This is a genomic window from Flavobacterium sp., assembly GCF_044361015.1.
GTDB lineage: Bacteria > Bacteroidota > Bacteroidia > Flavobacteriales > Flavobacteriaceae > Flavobacterium.
Window position 1 is genome coordinate 27,777 of the sequence record NZ_JBIKJL010000014.1, and the last position, 20,184, is coordinate 47,960.

Consider the following 20,184-nt stretch of genomic DNA (forward strand, 5'->3'; position numbering starts at 1 on the left):
TCTGCTATTAGTGCTGATACTCGGTATTCTTTTGTCGTTACCCGTAGTTCAAACTAAAATTGGAAAATATATAACTGAACAAATCAACAAAGATTATGGTACAGATATAAATGTTGAACAAGTTGCTTTGACCGTTTTTGGTGGAGTTAAACTTAAGAAGGTTTTGATTAAAGACCACCATAAGGACACACTTTTTTATATTAATCGATTAAAAACAAACATATTAGATTTTAATAAATTGTATAACGGTGATTTATTGTTTGGAGATATCAGAATGGATGGATTATTCTTTCATCTAAAACAATATAAAAACGAAAAAGAAACCAATCTGGATAAATTTGTAAGTGCTTTTGATGATGGATCACCTTCTACCGGAAAATTTTTGATGAAAGCAAATGCTATTTATTTGAAAAACAGTCATTTTACAATGATTGATGAGAATAGCGAAGATCCAAAGATATTGGAATTTTTAACAATTGATGCCCAATTAGATGGATTTAAAATAAAAGGAACAGATGTATCTACCGCTATTACAGAAATGTCTTTTTTTGATTTTAGAGGGCTGAAAGTCGAAAACTTAAAAACTCAATTTACTTACACCCAAAAGAATATTTTACTTCAAAAACTGAAACTTTTAACTAAAAATTCATTGTTAAATGCTGATGTTGCTCTTCGCTATAAAAGAGAAGATTTTTCAGATTTTAATAATAAAGTAATATTTGATATAACAGTAGATACAGCCTCAGTTGCTACAAATGATATCAGGTATTTTTACAATGAATTAGGGAAAAATAATAAATTCAATTTTACAGCTTCAATCTTAGGAACTTTAAATGATTTTCATACTAATCAATTAAATTTAGTTGACTTGAATAACACTAAAATTATTGGTGACATTAATTTTAAAAACTTATTTGGTGATGAAAATCAAGGCTTTTATTTAAAAGGTAAATTTGATAAACTTACATCAAATCATGACGACTTAGCCGCTTTATTACCTAATATTTTAGGAAAATCATTGCCGAGTTCCATGAAAAAGTTAGGACAGTTTACGATTTTAGGGAATGCTGATATTACTACAACGTCAATTAAATCTGATTTTTTCATGACTTCTTCTTTGGGGAATTTGCAAACTGATTTAGTGATGTCTGACATTAATAATATTGACAATGCAACGTATAAAGGAAATGTAATTTTATATAATTTTAATGTGGGATTATTGTTAAATAGAAAAGAGCTTGGATTAGTTTCTATGAATTCAGATGTTGATGGAAAAGGTTTTACGTTAAAATTAATAGATACAAAATTCAATGGTAAAATCAGTAAACTTGAATTTAATAATTACACTTATACAGGAATTTTAGTTAAAGGAAACTTTAAAAAACCAATTTTTAAAGGCAAAGTTAATGTTAATGATCCAAATTTATTTATGGATTTTGATGGAATTGTTGATATATCTAAAAATGAAAATGTTTATAAATTCGATACCAAAATAGATTATGCAAATTTGAGTAATTTAAAATTAGTAAAGAATGACAGTATTACTATTTTTAAAGGTAAAATTTATTCCAACTTGGTAGGAAACAGCCTCAATAATTTATACGGAGATGTTTTATTTGAAGAAACATCTTTTCAAAATCAAAAAGATATTTACTTTTTTGATAATTTTAAATTGAGTTCGTCTTTTGATCAAAACAGAGAGCGAACAATTACCATTAATTCCCCGGATATTATTGAAGGTAAAGTGGTTGGTAAATTTGATTTTGAACAAGTTCCTAAGATTTTAGAAAATGCCTTAGGTAGTATTTATACTAATTATCAACCTAATGCGGTAAGGAAAGGGCAATATTTAAAATTTAACTTTGCTTTATATAACAAGATTATCGAAATCTTTTATCCTGATATTTCACTCAGTTCAAATACGTATATAAAAGGAAGTATGAATTCCGACACGAATGATTTTAAAGTTGATTTTAACTCACCAAAAATCAAGGTTTACGAAAATACTATCAGTAATTTGAATTTAGAAATTGATAATAAAAATCCACTTTTTAATACCTATGTCACCATTGATAGTTTGAATACCAAATTATATAAAATCTCTGAATTCAATTTAATTAATATAACCCGAAGAGATACCCTCTTTTTTCGTTCAGAATTTAAAGGAGGGAATGACGCAACGGATTATTACAATATAGATGCCTATCACACCATTGATAATAAGAAAAATAATATTATTGGATTGATGAAATCAGAACTGAAGTTTAAAGATTATTTGTGGTTTTTAAATGAAGAGAATAATAAATCAAATAGAATAGTTTTTGATAAAAATTTTACAAATTTCGAATTTGATAATTTTTCAATTACAAATGATATTCAGAAAATCAACTTTTTAGGTACAATTAAGAATAAAGACTATAAAGATTTAGAACTAAACTTTACACAAGTTGATATTGGTAAAATTATTCCTGAAATCGAAAATTTTGTGATGGCAGGAAATCTGAATGGTAAAATTAAATTCAAACAAAATAACAATTTAATTGAACCACTGGCGGCTATTAACGTTGATGAATTGCATGTAAACAATATTCCTTTAGGAAATTTAGCTTTGAATGTGACCGGTAATAATGAAATGAATTCGTTTAAAGTTAATTCGACTTTAGAAAATGAATATATGGAAAGCTTTAAATTGGATGGTAATTTGTCTTATTTAAATGGTGAGAATGTGATGGATATGGATTTAAAGTTAAACAAATTTAATATTGGAGCATTTAGTACAATTGGAGGTGAAGTTATATCAAATATAAGAGGTTTAGTATCAGGAAATGCAAATTTTCAAGGTAGTTTGTCAAATCCGGAAATGAATGGTCGTTTGTTTTTAAGTAAAGCCGGTTTAACCGTTCCTTATTTAAATGTTGATTATGAATTAGAAGAAAACGCCATTGTTGATTTGACAGAAAGACAATTTTTATTAAGAAATATTAATCTTAAGGATTCAAAATATAAAACCAAAGGAGTTTTGTTTGGAAATGTCAGACATTCCAAATTGAAAGATTGGAAATTAGATATCAATGTTAATGCCGATTATATGGTTGTACTTGATACAGAGGAAAGTGAAGATGCTTACTATTATGGAAAAGCATTCATTTCCGGAAGAGCAAGTATAACCGGACCTACAACAGCTCTCTTGATTGATGTTAATGCAAAATCTGAAAAAGGAACGTTTATCAAATTACCAATATCTGACGAGCAAGGTGTAGGCGAAAAGAATTTTATTCATTTCATCACTAAAGAAGAAAAATTTAATTTAAGCAGTAATTTAAATAGACCCATTCGTGATTACACAGGATTAGAGTTGCAATTTGATTTAGATATAAATGAAAATGCTGAAATTGAAGTTATTTTAGATAAAGAAACCGGTCACAATATGAAAGGAAGAGGTGTCGGAAATTTACTTTTGCAAATTAATACACTCGGAAAATTCAATATGTATGGAGATTTTATGGTTCATCAAGGGGAATATAATTTTAAATACCGTGGATTGGTCAGTAAAAAATTTAAAGTTAAAAAGAATGGAAATATTGTTTGGGAAGGTGATCCACTAAGAGCCCGTTTGAATCTTGAGGCAGTTTATGAAACAAAAGCTAATCCGGCTGTTTTGATGAATAATTCTTCTGTAAATCAAAAGGTACCTGTGGAGGTTGCAATTCTTATTAATGGAACTATAAGTAATCCTGACCCTGATTTTAATATTAACTTGCCCACTGTAAGTTCAACCCTAAAATCTGAAATCCAAACCGTTTTAGACGATAAAGATACACGCCAAACACAAGCTTTATACTTGTTAGCTACGGATAGTTTTTTGAGTGAAGAGGGAGCTAATGTAGGTCAAAATACCTTATACAATAACATGTTTCAAACTATGATTGGTGTTTTTGATGATTTATTTTTTGATGAAGATAGTAAAATTTCTATAGGAGTTGGATATGTCGCACCGGAAAAAAATCCAAATGGGGATACAAACGGAAATGTAAGTGTTTCTACCTCATTTAGTATAAATGAACGAATTTCGGTAAATGGTGTGATTGGTGTTCCGGTAGGTGATGTAAATCAAGCTGCTGTGATTGGCGACCTTGAAGTGCTTTACCGTGTCAATGATGATGGTTCTCTTAATTTTAAAGTTTTTAATAGGGAAAATGATATAAATTATATAGGTGAGGGTGTCGGTTATACACAAGGAATTGGGATAACCTACCAAGTCGATTTTGATACCTTTGATGAATTGTATAATAAAGTTTTTAGAAGTGCTAAATATAAGTTGGAGCAAGAAAATAAACCTAAAGATGAAGTTCCGGATTCAAACTATACTCCTGAGTTTATAAATTTTACCGAACCTAAGAAAAATCCACTGGAAAAGCCAAAAACCGAAAAGGAAAATACAGAGCCACCTATTGAGAAAGTTCCGGAAGAATAAGCTGAATTTTAAATCCAAATTTTATCTTTTTTTATGATAAATTAGAAACTTATCAACGAAAACGATTGATTTTGGAAGAAATTATCAAATACTCAAAAACACACGCTTTAAAGTCGCATTTCTTTGTTAATTTTACATTATAAACATAATAAAATGATTAAAACAATTAAAAAAATAGGTGTACTTACATCTGGGGGAGACTCTCCCGGAATGAATGCAGCAATACGTTCAGTCGTTAGGACTTGCGCTTATTACAAGGTAGAATGTTTCGGAATTTACAGAGGTTACCAAGGAATGATCGAAGGCGATTTTAAAGACATGGGGCCACGTTCAGTTCACAATATTGTCAACAAAGGTGGTACTATTTTAAAATCAGCCCGATCAAAAGAATTTATGACTGCTGAAGGCCGGAAATTAGCCTACGAAAATCTAGTTAAAGAAAATGTTGATGCATTAGTTGTTATAGGTGGAGATGGAAGTTTTACTGGAGCATTGGTTTTTAATAAAGAATATGGAATTCCGGTTATGGGAATTCCAGGTACGATTGATAATGATATTTTCGGAACCAGCCACACATTAGGTTTTGATACAGCCCTTAATACAGTTGTTGAAGCGATTGATAAAATAAGAGATACAGCAAGTTCGCACAATCGCTTATTTTTAGTAGAGGTAATGGGAAGAGATGCTGGACATATCGCTTTAAATGCCGGAATTGGTGCCGGTGCAGAAGAAATTCTAATTCCGGAAGAAAATATGGGATTAGAACGCTTATTGGAATCGTTACGAAGAAGTAAACTTTCCGGAAAGTCCTCTAGTATTGTAGTCATCGCGGAAGGTGATAAAATCGGTAAAAGCGTTTTTGAATTAAAAGATTATATTGACCAAAACCTCCAGGAATATGATGTGCGGGTTTCTGTTTTAGGGCACATGCAACGAGGTGGTGCACCATCTTGTTTTGATAGAGTTTTAGCCTCTCGTTTGGGAGTAAAAGCTGTTGAGGCTTTATTAGAAAATAAAACAGGATATATGGTAGGTTTACATAATGATAAAATAGAGTTGACTCCATTAGAGCAAGCCATCAAAGGACATTCCGGAATAGATAGAGAGCTTTTAAGAGTTTCTGATATTATGTCAGTCTAAAAAATAAATTTTTAATAATAGTAATTAAACAAAATCAAAATGTCAAAAGTTAAAATTGGAATCAATGGATTCGGTAGAATTGGTAGAATTGTTTTTAGAGAATCATACAATAGAGATAATGTTGAAGTAGTAGCAATCAATGATTTACTTGAAGTAGATCATTTGGCATATTTATTAAAATACGATTCAGTTCATGGTCGTTTCAACGGAAAAGTTGAAGTGAAAGACGGTCAATTATATGTAAACGACAAGTTTATCAGAGTAACAGCAGAAAGAGACCCAAAATTAATTAAATGGGATGATGAAAAAGTAGATGTAGATGTAGTTGCAGAATGTACAGGAATTTTTACAACATTAGCAACAGCTCAGGCTCACATTGATGGTGGTGCTAAAAAAGTGGTAATTTCTGCTCCTTCAGCTGATGCTCCAATGTTTGTAATGGGCGTAAATCATTTACAAGCTAAAGCATCAGATACTATTGTATCAAATGCTTCTTGTACTACAAATTGCTTAGCTCCATTGGCTAAAGTTATTCATGATAATTTCGGAATTGTTGAAGGTTTAATGACTACTATTCACGCCACTACAGCAACTCAATTAACAGTAGACGGACCTTCTAAAAAAGATTTTCGTGGTGGTAGATCGGCTTTATTAAATATGATTCCTTCTTCTACAGGTGCTGCCAAAGCAGTTGGAAAAGTAATTCCTGATTTGAATGGAAAATTAACCGGAATGTCAATGCGTGTGCCAACAGCAGATGTTTCAGCAGTAGATTTAACGGTTAAATTAGCTAAAGAAACTACTTATGACGAAATAATGGCAGTTTTAAGAAAAGCTTCAGAAAACGAACTGAAAGGAATTTTAGGCTATACTGAAGATGATGTAGTTTCTCAAGATTTTGTTTCAGATCCCAGAACTTCAATCGTTGATGCTAAAGCAGGTATTGGTTTAAATTCAACTTTCTTCAAAATAATGTCTTGGTATGATAATGAATATGGATATTCTAGTAAAATGATTGATTTATCTGTACATATCTCAAAACTATAATTTTAAGAAAAAGTCCCATTATATTTAATATATTGGGACTTTTTTTATAATCAAACAAACTCAACCTAATGAAATTATTAGTAGACGGTGGTTCAACTAAAGCAGATTGGATTGCTATTGACGAAAACGGAAAAGTGCTTTTTACTACTCAAACTTTAGGATTAAATCCGGAAGTATTAGATAAAGAAGAAGTTATTGCCCGCTTAGAAGATAAATTTGATATTTCTCATAATAGAACCAAAGCTAAAAATCTATTTTTTTACGGAGCCGGATGTGGAACTGATAGAATGAAAAATTTTCTCGCAGAAGTTTTTCAAGAGTATTTTACAAATTCTACTGTCGCGGTTTATGAAGATACTTATGCGGCTGTTTATGCAACGACTCCTAAAGACGAAGAAGCCATTGTTTGTATTTTAGGAACTGGTTCAAATTGTAGTTATTTTGATGGTAAAATTTTACACCAAAAAGTACAGTCTTTAGGATATATTGCCATGGATGACGGTTCAGGAAATCGTTTTGGAAGACATTTAATTAGAGGTTATTATTTTAATAAAATGCCAAAAGAATTAGCTGTTCAATTAGAAGAAGAATACAATTTAGATCCGGACTATATTAAAGCTAATTTATATAAAGAAGCTAATCCAAATGCATATTTAGCAACTTTTGCTAAATTTATAATTAAGCATAAAGAAAAAGAATTTTGCAAAAAAATAATTTACAAGGAGTTAACTAAATTTGTCAAAAACTATATTTTGCAATATGAAAATTGCAAAACTGTTCCGGTTCATTTTGTAGGCTCCATTGCTTTTTATCTTAAAGATGAACTAGCAGAAATCTTATCAAAATATGATATAAAAATCGGAAACGTTTTAAGACGGCCAATAGATGGTTTAATTGCTTATCATATTTTAAATAAATAGTCTTATTAGCTGTAAAATGAAATTAGATTTTAATTTTAAGTCACCAGCAGCAACATCCAGCGGAGCATGACAATGCGAGAGCATTTGAGCGACATTCATTTTTCCCAATAAGGGTTTGCTGTCAGAATTTAAAGAATGAATTCGTTGAATAATTGTGTCATTATCAGATTTGTCAAAAAGAGATTCCATTTTTTATTTATTGATAGATTCAAAAGTACAATTTTAAGGTTAATCGACAATAATGTATTAAATTTGCACCACATTTTAAAAAGTGAAAATATGGAAAACGGAATTTACGCTAAATTTAATACAACTAAAGGTTCAATTTTAGTCAAATTAACACATGATAAAACACCGGGAACGGTTGGAAACTTTGTAGGTTTGGCTGAAGGTCAATTAGAAAACAAAGCAAAACCAATGGGCAAAACGTATTACGACGGTTTAAAATTTCACCGAGTAATTTCAGATTTTATGATTCAAGGAGGTTGTCCGCAAGGACAAGGAACCGGTGGACCGGGTTATCAATTTGATGATGAGTTTCATCCGGATTTACGTCACGACAGACCCGGTGTTTTGTCAATGGCAAATTCAGGACCTGGTTCTAATGGTTCGCAATTTTTTATTACGCATGTAGCTACCCCTTGGTTAGATAATAAACATTCTGTTTTTGGAAATGTTATTGAAGGTCAAGATGTTGTAGATGCAATTGCTCAAGGAGATATTTTGGAAAAACTTGAAATTCTTAGAGTAGGTGACAAAGCTCAAAAATGGAATGCTATTGAAGCTTTCAGAACATTTGAGGGTTCTCGTGAAAAAAGAATTGCGGAAGAAAAAGAAAAAGCAGAAGCTGCTTTGGAAAAATTAGCTTTCGGATTCGAAAAGACAGAAAGTGGCTTACGTTATAAAATCATTCAAAAAGGAAATGGAAAACAAGCTCAAAAAGGCAAAACTGTTTCGGTTCATTATTCAGGTTCTTTAGAAAACGGAGTGGTTTTCGATTCATCCTATAAAAGAAAACAGCCGATTGATTTCCCTTTAGGAAAAGGTCACGTGATTGAAGGTTGGGATGAAGGTATTCAATTATTACAAGTGGGCGATAAGGCTCGTTTTGTTATTCCTGCATTCCTTGGATATGGTTCTCGCGGTGCGGGAGGAGTTATTCCACCGGATGCTACATTAATTTTTGATGTGGAATTAATGGACGTAAAATAAAAGTGCATCCCGTTTTGGGTTTATGCTATTTTTTCGATTTAAAGATAATTAGTAATAAGTTTAAACATAAGCATTCTGAAAGGAATGCTTTTTTTTGGAATAACTATTGCTTTCGTATCTTTACAAAATCAGATTTCAATTATGCGATTAGTATTTCTTTTTTTCATTGTATTTTATTTTTCAGCAAACTCGCAAGTGTTTAATGTACAACATTGTGGTTATGATTTTACATCGTATTTAGTAATAAATGTGCATGAACAAGGAAATACTGAAAACATCAAAAACCTAAAAATCACAATAGTTGATAGCAGTGGGAGCGATGTAATAAATATAAATAACCGTTGGAGCTGGGTAAATAACAATAAACAATTACTTTTTACACCTAATTATAAATTAGACAGAAATAATAATAAAGTGGAAAATTCAAATCCGGAAGGAAAATGGTTTTTTCCTTTTGCAAAAGATTATTATTTGCTTTCTGTCGTTAATTCATTCACGGCTGACATTTTTAGTGTAAAAATTGAAGATATTGATAAAGAAGAAAACGGAGGTTATTTTGAAACACAAATAATCCCGCTTTCTCCCTTTAACATGTATATTTTATGTTCATCCGAAAATGAACGGCAAGCACAACAATTTGGGCCCAAGACCAACAAACCGGTTGATGTTATTTTAAAGAAAAAAAGCTACTGATTCACAGTTATAAATCCATGAATCAGTAACAAAAAGTTATTCTAATCTAAATCCATCCGGTAAAGTAGCCCCTTTTTTCACAACAATAATGCCTTCTTTAATGGTGTAAAATGGAGTATTGGCATCTTCCAGATGGTGGCCACCATTTAGATAAACATCATTCCCTATTCTACAATTTTTATCTACAATTGTATTATTGATAAAACAACGTTTTCCAATACCTATATTGATGATATTGTTTTCATTATTATGACTGATTTCATCTAAATTTTGATAGAAATCGCTACCCATTACATAGGAGTTTTGAATCGTAGTATCTTCATCAACTCTTGCTCTGATACCAATGACGGAATGCACAATTTTTGCAGAATTAAGAATACAACCTTCGGCTACAATTGATTTTTCAATATACGTTTTGCCTAATATTTTACTTGGAGGCAAAACGCGGGCACGAGTATAAATTTTACTGGAATTATCAAATAAATTAAATTTCGGAATGGAATCAGTTAATCCTAAATTAGCTTCAAAAAATGAATCAATGTTTCCAATGTCAGTCCAATACCCTTCATATTGGTAACTTAATATTTTTTGATTTCCAATGGATTGCGGAATAATTTCTTTACCAAAATCTTTAGTAGTTGAATTTGACATTAATTCAATCAGTAAATCTCTATTAAAAATATATATACCCATGGAGGCCAAGTAATGTTTGCCTTCTTTTTTCATTTCATCACTCACTTCTGAGGTCCATTGTGGCAACAAATCAGTAGCAGGTTTTTCAATAAAAGAAGTTATAAAACTATTTTCATCGGTTTTTAAAATTCCAAAATCGGTAGCTTCTTTTGCAGAAACAGGAAGTGTTGCAATAGTTATGGTTGCTCCGCTTTTTTGATGAGCTTCAATCATTAAATTAAAATCCATTTGATACAATTGATCCCCGGATAATATTAAAGCATAATCAAATTCATGATTCAAAAAATGTTGCATGCATTGTCGAACGGCATCCGCTGTTCCTTGGAACCAAGTAGGATTATCCGGTGTTTGTTCAGCAGCCAAGATATCAACAAAGGCAGTACTAAAATAGCTGAAATGATAGGTGTTTTTGATGTGTTGATTTAGTGAAGCGGAGTTAAATTGTGTCAACACAAACATTCGTTTGATATCTGAATTGATACAATTTGAAATAGGAATATCAACCAAACGATATTTTCCGGCAATAGGCACAGCAGGTTTTGAACGACTTTCAGTTAATGGATATAATCTTGAACCTTGTCCTCCTCCTAAAATAATTGCTAATACACTTTTTTTCATTTTAATTATTTTTTAATGATTGATAAACTTCAACATATTCTTGTGCAACTTTATCCCATGAATGGTCTATTCGCATAATTGTATTTCGGATTGAATCAAATTCTTTGGTATCGCTAAACAAATCAATTGCTCTAGCAATAGAATGATTCACATCGTAAACACTAGTATGATCATGGCAAATTCCAAATCCACCATCCCCTATATCGAGAACAGTATCTTTGAGTCCACCTGTTCTTCTAACAATAGGGATAGTGCCGTATCGCAACGCATAAAGTTGATTTAGTCCACAAGGTTCAACCCTTGATGGCATGAGCAAATAATCTGCTCCGGCATAAATTTTATGGGCTAAATTTTCATTATAACCAATATAAGTATTGTAATTTCCATTGTAAAAATGGGTTAATTGTGTTAAACCATGTTCTACATTTGGATCACCGGAACCTAAAATTAAAATATTAATTTCATTTGGGTTTCGGTTTAAAGCAATACTACAAATTTCCGGTAATAAATCGGCTCCCTTTTCGCCCACTAATCGTCCGATAAAAGTGAAAAGAGGTTTAGAGGGGTCCAAATTAAATTGTTCACAAAGGAATTTTTTATTTTTAGCTTTTCCGGCTTTTACATTTTTTATCGAATACTTGTTTTCTAACATTTCATCGGTATCCGGATTCCAAACTTCTGAATCAATACCATTTAATATTCCGAGACATTTAGGACGTTCAAATCGTAAAAGATTTTCTAATCCATTCGCTTTTTCACTTAATTCATCTAAATAGCTGGGAGAAACAGTTGTTACTTTCCAAGCACATTTAATGGCAGAAGCCAACGGATTTATCATTCCGTTCCATTCTAAAAATCCTAAACGAGAGGAACTTACTTTTGGTAAATAACGCAATTTATCAAAACTAAACCATCCCTGATATTGTCCATTGTGAATGGTTAAAAGCGTTGGAACACGATTTAAATGTTGATAAATTGGTGCATGTGACATCATAAACGGAATTAATCCGGTGTGATGATCATGGCAATGAATTATATCGGGAATTTGATTGGTTTCGGTTATCCAATTTAAAAAAGCGACTTGAAAAGCAGTAAATCGCTCGGTATCATCTTCATAGGAATACACATTTGGTCGATCAAACAATTCAGGAATCGCAATTAAATATAATTCGAAACCTAATTTATTTATTTTTTCTTTGAAAACGGTGAAGGAAAATTGGAACCAGCCTAATTTTAATAATCCTTGATGAACCGCAACAAATTCATTTTCTCTCGAAAATATGGTATCATATCCAGGGATAACAACTTTGGTTAAATGGCCTAATTTTGTCAGATATTTTGGCAAAGCTCCAACCACATCGGCTAGACCGCCTACTTTGGCAACCGGATAACATTCGGCACTAATATGAACTATTTCCATTTATTTTTTCCATTTAATATTGCAACCAATACTTGGTTTTTGATTCGGATTGATGATGCGATTATATAACAAACTATCTATAGCTCCCCTTAAATCGCTTCCACTAAGTGGAATTCCGTTTCCAGGACGAGAGTCATCTAATTGCCCACGATATACTAATTTGTCTTGATTGTCAAATAGAAAAAAATCAGGAGTGCATGCAGCATCAAAAGCCTTGGCAACCTCTTGTGTTTCATCATATAAATAAGGAAACTCAAATTTATTTTCAAAGGCAAATTCGGTCATTAATTCCGGACAATCTTGTGGATATTGTACGACATCATTACTTGCAATGGCAACAATACCGATGCCTTGCACCCTATAATCATTGGCAACCATAATAATTTCTTCCATTACATGATGAACAAAAGGACAATGGTTACAAATAAAAAAAACCAATGTTCCTTTTTCTCCTTTGCAATCAGAAAAGGTAAAAAAGTTACCTGAATTAGTGTCTTTTAATAGAAAATTTGGTGCTAAGGTTCCTAATGAACTCATTTTAGATGCTGTCCTGGCCATTAAAAAAGTTTTATAAAAGTTATTGCTTAAAGTTATGATATTTTGAGGAAGTATTCCTATTTTTAACTTTAAATTTTTAAGAATAAATAGGATGTTAACTTGGGAAGAATTTGAAAAAGTCGAAATGCATATTGGAACCATTTTAGAAGTGAATGATTTTCCGGAAGCCAGAAAACCGACCTATCAATTAATCATTGATTTTGGGGATGAAATTGGAATTCGAAAAACCTCAGCACAAATTACTAAACGTTATTCTAAAGATGGTTTGATAGGAAAACAGATTGTTGCCATAATTAATTTTCCTAAAAAACAGATTGGAAAATTTAATAGTGAATGTTTAGTTTTAGGCTCAATAGGAGAGGAGAATGATATTGTACTTTTGACTTCAGATTTAAAAGTAGCAAATGGTTTGCGAATAGGATAAAAAAAATCCCCTCTTTTCAGAAGGGATTTGCTTTTTTAAATATCATCAAAATCGATGTCTGTAAAACTTGCTTTCGGAGAATCTTCATTCTCATCTGCTTCAACAGCATATTCTTTTTTGAAATCTTTTTGATGTCTTTCAGAAATTACTTCTTCTCCTTTGTGGTCTAAAACGTAAGAAGTCATATCATCTAAAATTTCTTTAAAAGCTACAAAATCTTCTTTGTATAAATAAATTTTGTGTTTTTTAAAGTGAAAAGAACCGTCTTCCTCCGTAAATTTTTTACTTTCAGTAATTGTGATGTAGTAATCATCGGCTTTAGTAGCTCTAACATCGAAGAAATAAGTTCTTCTTCCTGCTCTTAAAACTTTAGAAAAAATCTCATCTTTTTCTAACATTTCATTTTCTCTCATAATCTTTCTGTCAAATTAAGTGTTGTAAGTTGTAACCAAAAATCTAAAAAATAATTGAATTATCAAAAAATTATGACAATTCTTTTTCAGAAAGTTGTTTCAGATACAATTCCTTATAGTAACCTTCTTGATTTACTAATTGAGAATGAGTGCCTTGTTGTAAAATTTCGCCTTCCTCGAGAATGATTATTTTGTCTGCATTCTTTGCAGAAGATACACGATGACTAACAATTATGGTGGTTTTGTTTTTACAAATTTCAAATAAATTATTCAAAATTTGCTCTTCGGTTTCAGTATCAACAGCTGATAAGCAATCGTCAAAAAGCAAGATTTCTGGATCTTTGATAATTGCACGGGCAATAGAGACACGCTGTTTTTGCCCACCGGAAAGCGTTATTCCGCGTTCCCCTAAGATGGTTTCATACTGATTTTTAAAATTGATTATATTGTTGTGAACAACTGCTTTTTTTGCAGACTCAACAACTTCTTCATCAGTAGCTTCTTCTTTACCAAATTTGATATTGTTTTTAATACTGTCCGAAAAAAGAAAAGCATCTTGTGGAACAATTCCAATACTGTTTCGTAAATCGTACAAATTTAATTCTGCTAATTTTACTCCATCAATAGTAACTGAACCATTTTCAACATCATATAACCGACAAATAAGTGATAGAATTGTTGATTTTCCTGAACCTGTTTTACCTAAAATAGCTAAAGTTTCTGCTTTTTCAACTTTAAAAGAAATATTGTTTAAAGCTTGAATGTTAGTCTCTTCATAGCTGAAACTAACATTTTTAAATTCAATTGTACCTTTCAAAATAGCGTGATTCGGATTTTTATTTTGAATCTCAGGTTCAATTTTCAAAAATTCATTAATCCTTTTTTGAGAAGCTTCTGCTTCCTGAACAAGAGATGATACCCAACCAATTGAAGCTACTGGCCAAGTTAACATATTGACATACAATATGAATTCAGCTATTGTTCCTATGTTAGGAATTGTACCCTCAATATACATCATGCCGCCAAAATAGATAACCACTAAATTGCTTAAACCAATTAATAAAATCATCAATGGCCCAAATAAAGCGTTTACTATAGCTAAACGCATGTTTTTTTCACGACTTTCTTGGGATAAATTGTTAAATATTTTTTTGTTTTGTCCTTCTAAGGCGTAAGCTTTTATAACTCGAATTCCGGAGAAAATTTCTTGTGAAAAACTAGATAAATTGGATAAATTCTCTTGATATATGGTACTTCTTTTATTGATTTCAGAACTTAATTTGAAAATGCAATACGATAATAAAGGCAAAGGTAACAAAGTATAAAGCGTCAATTTTGGAGAAACGTTATACATATATAGAATAACGATGGCAAAACGAATAAAGGTATTGATGGTATACATAACTGCAGGGCCCACGTACATTCTCACTTTGCCAACATCTTCCGATATTCGATTCATTAAATCTCCCGTTCTGTTTTGTTTGTAAAAACTCTGAGATAATCGCTCGTAATGCTGAAAAACTTCATTTTTTAAATCAAATTCTATATAACGAGACATGACAATTAAAGTTTGTCGCATTAAAAATGTCAAAAAGCCAGCAATAATGGTTGCTCCAATGATTAAACCTAGACTGAGCAGTAATTCTTGTTTGATTAAATTACTATCCTTGATTGGATTTTTAATATATTCTTCAATAATATTTAACGATTTACTAATTAATTTAGGCGTAAAAAGGGAAAATATCTGAGCTACGATGGTAATTAGAATACCTAGTAAAAAGCGGAATTTATATTTGATGAAATATTTATTTAAATAGTAAAGTTCTTTCATTGTAAATCGATATAAAACGAATCTAGTAATTTAAAAATGTTAAAAAAATGAGAATTATTCTTTTTTTGAATTGTATTGAATTCATGCAAAAGATTAACAAATTGCTAAAATTATTATATTATAGTGCATTCTTTTGAATTTAATCCTATTTTTGCTGTGTCTTTTTGACAAAATCATAATTTATACTTTTAAATTTTTAACTATGATAGCAGAAGTAACAACTCTTAAAGAGCTTCAAAAAACGGATCCGGTTTTTGGTCAAGTATCCTTTGATAATCACGAGCAAATTGTTTTTTGCAATGACAAAGATACTGGTTTGAAAGCAATAATTGGAATTCATAACACAGTTTTAGGACCTGCACTAGGAGGAACAAGAATGTGGAATTACACGAATGAGTGGGAAGCATTGAACGACGTTTTGCGTTTATCACGCGGAATGACCTATAAATCTGCTATTACAGGATTGAACCTTGGTGGTGGAAAAGCAGTCATTATTGGGGATGCTAAAACACAAAAAACGCCTGAATTAATGCGTAAATTTGGTGAATTTGTTCATTCATTAAGCGGAAAATATATTACTGCAGAAGATGTAGGTATGCAAACCGAAGACATGGATACGGTTCGAGATGTTACTCCTTATGTAACCGGAATATCTGAATCTCGTGGAGGTTCAGGAAATCCATCGCCGGTAACAGCTTTCGGTGTTTATATGGGAATGAAAGCGGCTGCTAAATATAAATATGGTTCTGATTCTTTAGCCGGTAAAAAAGTTTTGGTTCAAGGAATTGGTCATGTAGGAGAGACTTTAGTTGATTATTTAACAAAAGAAGGTGCTATAGTTACAATTGCTGATATTAATATAAATCGAATGAATGAAGTAGGAGCACTATATGGTGCAAAAGTTTTCACCGGTTCTGATTTATATAGTGCAGATGTTGATATTTATGCTCCTTGTGCATTAGGTGCAACCATTAATGATGATACAGTGTATAAATTGAATGCATCAATTGTTGCCGGAGCGGCCAATAATCAATTAGCCAATGAAAATGTGCACGGAAAAATTTTGCAAGAGAGAGGAATTTTATATGCTCCTGATTTCTTAATTAATGCCGGAGGTATTATCAATGTATATGCTGAAATTGAGCATTATGACAAAGCAGAATCGATGCGAAGAACTGAAAATATCTATCATACTACGTTAGAAATTTTTGATTATGCTGTAAAAAATAATATTACAACACATCAAGCGGCCTTAACAATTGCTCAAAATAGAATTGACCAACGTAAAAAAGAAATCGGTAAATAATTTGTTTCCGACAAAATAGTACTATTTTTGTGACGCTCTTAGGGGCGTCACTAATTTTTTAAAAAGTTCTTACAGGGTGATAAATAGAAGACATATTCGCGTTAAAGTGTTGCAAATTATTTATGCAATGCATCAAAGTGGTTCTGAAGATTTGGAAAAAGAAGAAAAATTCTTATTTTCCAGCCTAGAAAGTATTCAGGATTTATATTTGATTGTAGTTTCGACTTTGATTGAAATTAAAAAGAAAGAAGAAGTCTTTTTAGAAAAAGCATCAAAAAAACACTTGGCTACTGCAGAAGATTTAAAGCCAAACAGAAAATTTATTGCTAATAAAGTTTTACAATTTTTAGAAGATAATAATTCATTATCTATTGCTTTAGAAAATCGTAAGATCAATAATTGGTCTCAAAATGATGATTTAATTCTAATTATTTTAGATGAAATTAAAAAAAGTGCCATTTACCAAAATTATTTAGCGGATACCTCTAGTTCTTTTGAAGCCGACAAAAAATTTGTTGCCGACATTTTTACGGAATTGATAGCTTCTAATGAGAAATTATATGATTATTTAGAAGATTTTAGAATTACTTGGGTTGATGACATTCCGTTAGTAAATACTAACCTTTTAAAACAGTTAAAGCATATTGAAGAGCATAATGGAAAATCTTTTTCGGTTTTGCCATTGTATAAGGATACTGAAGATAAAGATTTTGCTAGAGATTTGTTTAGAAAAACAGTTTTGAATGAAAATGATTTAGCCAAAGAATATATTGACAGAACACCAAATTGGGATCCGGAACGTATTTCTGAGGTTGATACAATTATGCTTAAAATGGCAATTTGTGAATTTTTGAAATTTCCATCTATTCCAATAAAAGTAACCATTAATGAGTATTTGGAAATTGCTAAAGAATATGCTACTCCAAAAAGCAGTATTTTTATTAATGGTATTTTAGATAATTTGGTCAAAGATTTTCAAAAAACAGATAAATTAAAAAAAACTGGAAGAGGTTTAATGTAACTTTTAAAATTTAGAATTATGATTAAAAAATCAATGTATGTGATGGCTGTTTTAGCTTTTGCTTTAACAACTTCTTGTAAAAAAGAAGATGCACTTTCAAAAGTTGATCCTACGAGCTCAGATGTTCCAATGAATTATGAAGCTAAACAAGTTGATGCTAATGGAAATCCAATGCCTGTTCAACCCGTTATTGAAAACGGTCAAAAACCAGAACAAGCAGCTTCAGCTCCGATTGATGGAAAATATCCGGTAATGACATTTGGAAAAAAAGAACATAATTTTGGGGTAATTAATGAAGGAGATAAAGTAGAAACTTATTTTACGTTTACAAATACCGGCGATGCTGATTTGATTATTTCAAATGCATCAGGTTCATGTGGCTGTACCGTACCGGATTACCCTAAAGAGCCCATAAAACCAGGAAAGTCGAGTAAAATGAGAGTTACTTTTGACAGTAACGGTAAACCGGGCAAACAACAAAAATCAGTAACGATTGTTGCTAATACATTATCCACAAGAGAAGTATTGACAATAAATGCAGAAGTTACACCAAAAGTTAAATCAGTAGAAACACAAACAACAGTAAATCAATAGTATGGAAAATTTGCAATCATTATTACCATTTTTATTAATGTTCGTGGTTATTTATTTCTTTATGATAAGACCACAACAAAAAAGAGCAAAGCAAGAAAAAGAATTTGAAAGTAGTTTAAAAGTTGGTGATAGAATTATCACTAAAAGTGGTCTTCACGGTAAAATTGCTGAAGTTTCTGAAGGAACAGTTGTAATTGAAACCATGTCGGGAAAACTAAAAATGGAACGTTCAGCCATTTCAATGGAAATGAGTGCTAAATTAGCAGAAAAGAAATAAATTATTTTCGATATTAATCAATTAAACCGATGAGATTGATAAATGCATCGGTTTTTTTCATTAATTTTTTAAAAATTTCGCTAATTAGCTGATTTTATTTATTTTTAATTAGTGAATCAGCGGTAAAATAAAGTTTTAAAAGCTATTTTTTTTCAGCTGTGAGTTCTGCAATTTTCACAATTACATCCACTGCCTTTTGCATACTTTCTACAGGGACATATTCATATTTTCCATGAAAATTATGTCCGCCGGCAAATATATTCGGACACGGCAAACCTTTGTACGAAAGCTGGCAACCATCCGTTCCGCCGCGAATAGGTTTAATTATTGGCTGAATATTCAACTTTTTCATTGCTTTTTCTGCAATTTTTACAATGTGAAAAACGGGTTCTACCTTTTCTTTCATATTATAATATTGATCCTTTATTTCTATAATAGCGATATCTTCACCAAATTGTTTTTGGTATTTTTTATTGAATTTGGCGGTCAATTCATGTAAAAAGTCTTTTCTTTTTTTGAATATTTTTTTGTCATGATCACGAACAATCATTGAAACAGCGCTTTCTTCAATACTGCCGGTGATTCCGGTTACATGAAAGAATCCTTCGTAACCTTTGGTTTCTTCAGGCACTTCTTTTTTTGGTAATTTTGAAATAAATTTGGAGGCTAAAAGCATCGAATTAATCATTTTTCCTTTCGCATAACCTGGATGAACGCTTTTTCCTTTGAAGATGATTTTGGCAGCGGCTGCATTGAAATTTTCATATTCTAATTCTCCAATTTGACTACCATCCATCGTATAAGCCCATTCAGCACCAAATTTTTCTACGTCAAAGTGGTGAGCTCCACGACCAATTTCTTCATCGGGTGTAAAACCAACCCGTATTTTTCCGTGTTTGATTTCAGGATTTTTGACTAGGTATTCCATTGCAGTGATAATTTCGGTAATTCCGGCTTTGTCATCAGCTCCCAAAAGAGTAGTTCCGTCAGTAGTGATAAGGGTTTGACCTTTATATTGCAACAAGTCTTTAAAATAGGAAGGAGATAATATTATATTTTGTTCAGCATTCAATACAATATCTTTTCCATCATAATTTTCTATGATTTGGGGTTTTACATTTGCACCAGTAAAATCTGGAGTTGTATCATAATGTGAAACAAATCCTATAGTAGGAACTTCATGTTCAACATTACTTGGCAATGTAGCCATCACATAACCATTTTTGTCAATGGTTACATCTTCCATTCCAATTGTTTTGAGCTCATTTACTAAATTCTTAGCTAAAACTAATTGTTTTTTTGAGCTTGGTATTGTTTCCGAATTTGGATCAGATTCTGTGTCTATCGTTACATAGCCGATAAATCGGTCAATTATATGTTGCATAATATTTTATTTTTTTATTTCTTTTAAAACTACTTTAGATTCGTAGTTTAATACCTCTAAAGTAACCGGAACTTGATTTATAGTCTTGCCTTCGATGATATATAATTTGGCAGCACCTTCTTTGATATTACTTTTACTAAAATCGACCTCACCATAAGT

At 31.3% G+C, this 20,184-nt stretch carries 18 protein-coding genes; 11 read left to right on the top strand and 7 right to left on the bottom strand.

What is annotated here, in order from left to right; all coding sequences use genetic code 11:
- Positions 1-31 precede the first annotated feature (31 nt).
- From ACIQ2Z_RS05595 to ACIQ2Z_RS05610, 4 genes are all read left to right on the top strand, one after another.
- Positions 32-4,474, top strand: a complete 4,443-nt coding sequence (locus ACIQ2Z_RS05595; RefSeq protein ID WP_396183165.1) for a translocation/assembly module TamB domain-containing protein — start codon at positions 32-34, stop codon at positions 4,472-4,474.
- A gap of 153 nt (positions 4,475-4,627) precedes the next feature.
- Entirely contained in the window at positions 4,628-5,614 is a 987-nt protein-coding gene (pfkA, locus tag ACIQ2Z_RS05600; protein ID WP_396183166.1) for a 6-phosphofructokinase, read from the top strand.
- A gap of 39 nt (positions 5,615-5,653) precedes the next feature.
- A complete protein-coding gene (gene gap, locus ACIQ2Z_RS05605) occupies positions 5,654-6,661 on the top strand; it encodes a type I glyceraldehyde-3-phosphate dehydrogenase (RefSeq protein ID WP_396183167.1) in 1,008 nt (335 codons plus the stop codon).
- 68 nt (positions 6,662-6,729) lie between these two features.
- Positions 6,730-7,581, top strand: coding sequence for a BadF/BadG/BcrA/BcrD ATPase family protein (locus tag ACIQ2Z_RS05610; RefSeq protein WP_396183168.1), 852 nt, complete (start codon positions 6,730-6,732; stop codon positions 7,579-7,581).
- On the opposite strand, the gene ACIQ2Z_RS05615 is transcribed toward ACIQ2Z_RS05610, so the two are convergent.
- Positions 7,570-7,770, bottom strand: a complete 201-nt coding sequence (locus tag ACIQ2Z_RS05615) for a hypothetical protein (protein WP_396183169.1) — start codon at positions 7,768-7,770, stop codon at positions 7,570-7,572. The genes ACIQ2Z_RS05610 and ACIQ2Z_RS05615 overlap by 12 nt on opposite strands.
- 90 nt (positions 7,771-7,860) lie before the next feature.
- Here ACIQ2Z_RS05615 and ACIQ2Z_RS05620 point away from each other — a divergent pair, with 90 nt between their 5' ends.
- Together ACIQ2Z_RS05620 and ACIQ2Z_RS05625 are read left to right on the top strand one after the other, a co-directional pair.
- The gene (locus ACIQ2Z_RS05620) at positions 7,861-8,793 is read left to right on the top strand and encodes a peptidylprolyl isomerase (RefSeq protein WP_396183170.1); all 933 of its coding nucleotides are present in this window, start codon (positions 7,861-7,863) and stop codon (positions 8,791-8,793) included.
- 141 nt (positions 8,794-8,934) lie between these two features.
- Positions 8,935-9,486, top strand: coding sequence for a hypothetical protein (locus tag ACIQ2Z_RS05625; RefSeq protein ID WP_396183171.1), 552 nt, complete (start codon positions 8,935-8,937; stop codon positions 9,484-9,486).
- A 36-nt stretch (positions 9,487-9,522) separates the two neighbouring features.
- Here the strand turns inward: ACIQ2Z_RS05625 and ACIQ2Z_RS05630 are convergent, their stop codons facing one another.
- From ACIQ2Z_RS05630 to ACIQ2Z_RS05640, 3 genes are read right to left on the bottom strand one after another with little or no spacing between them, the layout of a single operon-like run.
- Positions 9,523-10,797 (bottom strand): glucose-1-phosphate adenylyltransferase, encoded by a 1,275-nt coding sequence (locus ACIQ2Z_RS05630; RefSeq protein ID WP_396183172.1) that lies wholly within the window; start codon positions 10,795-10,797, stop codon positions 9,523-9,525.
- Position 10,798: 1 nt separating this feature from the next.
- A complete protein-coding gene (locus ACIQ2Z_RS05635) occupies positions 10,799-12,217 on the bottom strand; it encodes a glycogen synthase (protein WP_396183173.1) in 1,419 nt (472 codons plus the stop codon).
- Positions 12,218-12,775 carry a thioredoxin family protein gene (locus ACIQ2Z_RS05640; RefSeq protein ID WP_396183174.1) on the bottom strand — a complete coding sequence of 186 codons (558 nt, stop codon included), beginning with the start codon at positions 12,773-12,775 and terminating at the stop codon, positions 12,218-12,220.
- 91 nt (positions 12,776-12,866) lie between these two features.
- Here ACIQ2Z_RS05640 and ACIQ2Z_RS05645 point away from each other — a divergent pair, with 91 nt between their 5' ends.
- Positions 12,867-13,199 carry a tRNA-binding protein gene (locus tag ACIQ2Z_RS05645; protein ID WP_396183175.1) on the top strand — a complete coding sequence of 111 codons (333 nt, stop codon included), beginning with the start codon at positions 12,867-12,869 and terminating at the stop codon, positions 13,197-13,199.
- 35 nt (positions 13,200-13,234) lie between these two features.
- Here the strand turns inward: ACIQ2Z_RS05645 and ACIQ2Z_RS05650 are convergent, their stop codons facing one another.
- Together ACIQ2Z_RS05650 and ACIQ2Z_RS05655 are read right to left on the bottom strand one after the other, a co-directional pair.
- Complete coding sequence (locus ACIQ2Z_RS05650) at positions 13,235-13,612, bottom strand: PUR family DNA/RNA-binding protein (RefSeq protein ID WP_396183176.1); 378 nt, start codon at positions 13,610-13,612, stop codon at positions 13,235-13,237.
- Positions 13,613-13,682: 70 nt separating this feature from the next.
- Entirely contained in the window at positions 13,683-15,443 is a 1,761-nt protein-coding gene (locus ACIQ2Z_RS05655) for an ABC transporter ATP-binding protein (protein WP_396183177.1), read from the bottom strand.
- A 202-nt stretch (positions 15,444-15,645) separates the two neighbouring features.
- On the opposite strand from ACIQ2Z_RS05655, the gene ACIQ2Z_RS05660 reads away from it, so the two are divergent.
- From ACIQ2Z_RS05660 to yajC, 4 genes are all read left to right on the top strand, one after another.
- Positions 15,646-16,749 carry a Glu/Leu/Phe/Val dehydrogenase gene (locus ACIQ2Z_RS05660; protein WP_396183178.1) on the top strand — a complete coding sequence of 368 codons (1,104 nt, stop codon included), beginning with the start codon at positions 15,646-15,648 and terminating at the stop codon, positions 16,747-16,749.
- 109 nt (positions 16,750-16,858) lie between these two features.
- Positions 16,859-17,770 carry a transcription antitermination factor NusB gene (gene nusB / locus ACIQ2Z_RS05665; RefSeq protein WP_396183182.1) on the top strand — a complete coding sequence of 304 codons (912 nt, stop codon included), beginning with the start codon at positions 16,859-16,861 and terminating at the stop codon, positions 17,768-17,770.
- Positions 17,771-17,788: 18 nt separating this feature from the next.
- Positions 17,789-18,364, top strand: coding sequence for a DUF1573 domain-containing protein (locus tag ACIQ2Z_RS05670; protein WP_396183179.1), 576 nt, complete (start codon positions 17,789-17,791; stop codon positions 18,362-18,364).
- A 1-nt stretch (position 18,365) separates the two neighbouring features.
- The gene (yajC, locus tag ACIQ2Z_RS05675) at positions 18,366-18,641 is read left to right on the top strand and encodes a preprotein translocase subunit YajC (RefSeq protein WP_290860585.1); all 276 of its coding nucleotides are present in this window, start codon (positions 18,366-18,368) and stop codon (positions 18,639-18,641) included.
- A 142-nt stretch (positions 18,642-18,783) separates the two neighbouring features.
- Here yajC and pepT read toward each other — a convergent pair whose 3' ends face one another.
- Positions 18,784-20,025 (bottom strand): peptidase T, encoded by a 1,242-nt coding sequence (pepT, locus tag ACIQ2Z_RS05680; protein WP_396183180.1) that lies wholly within the window; start codon positions 20,023-20,025, stop codon positions 18,784-18,786.
- Between the last annotated feature and the right edge of the window lie 159 nt (positions 20,026-20,184).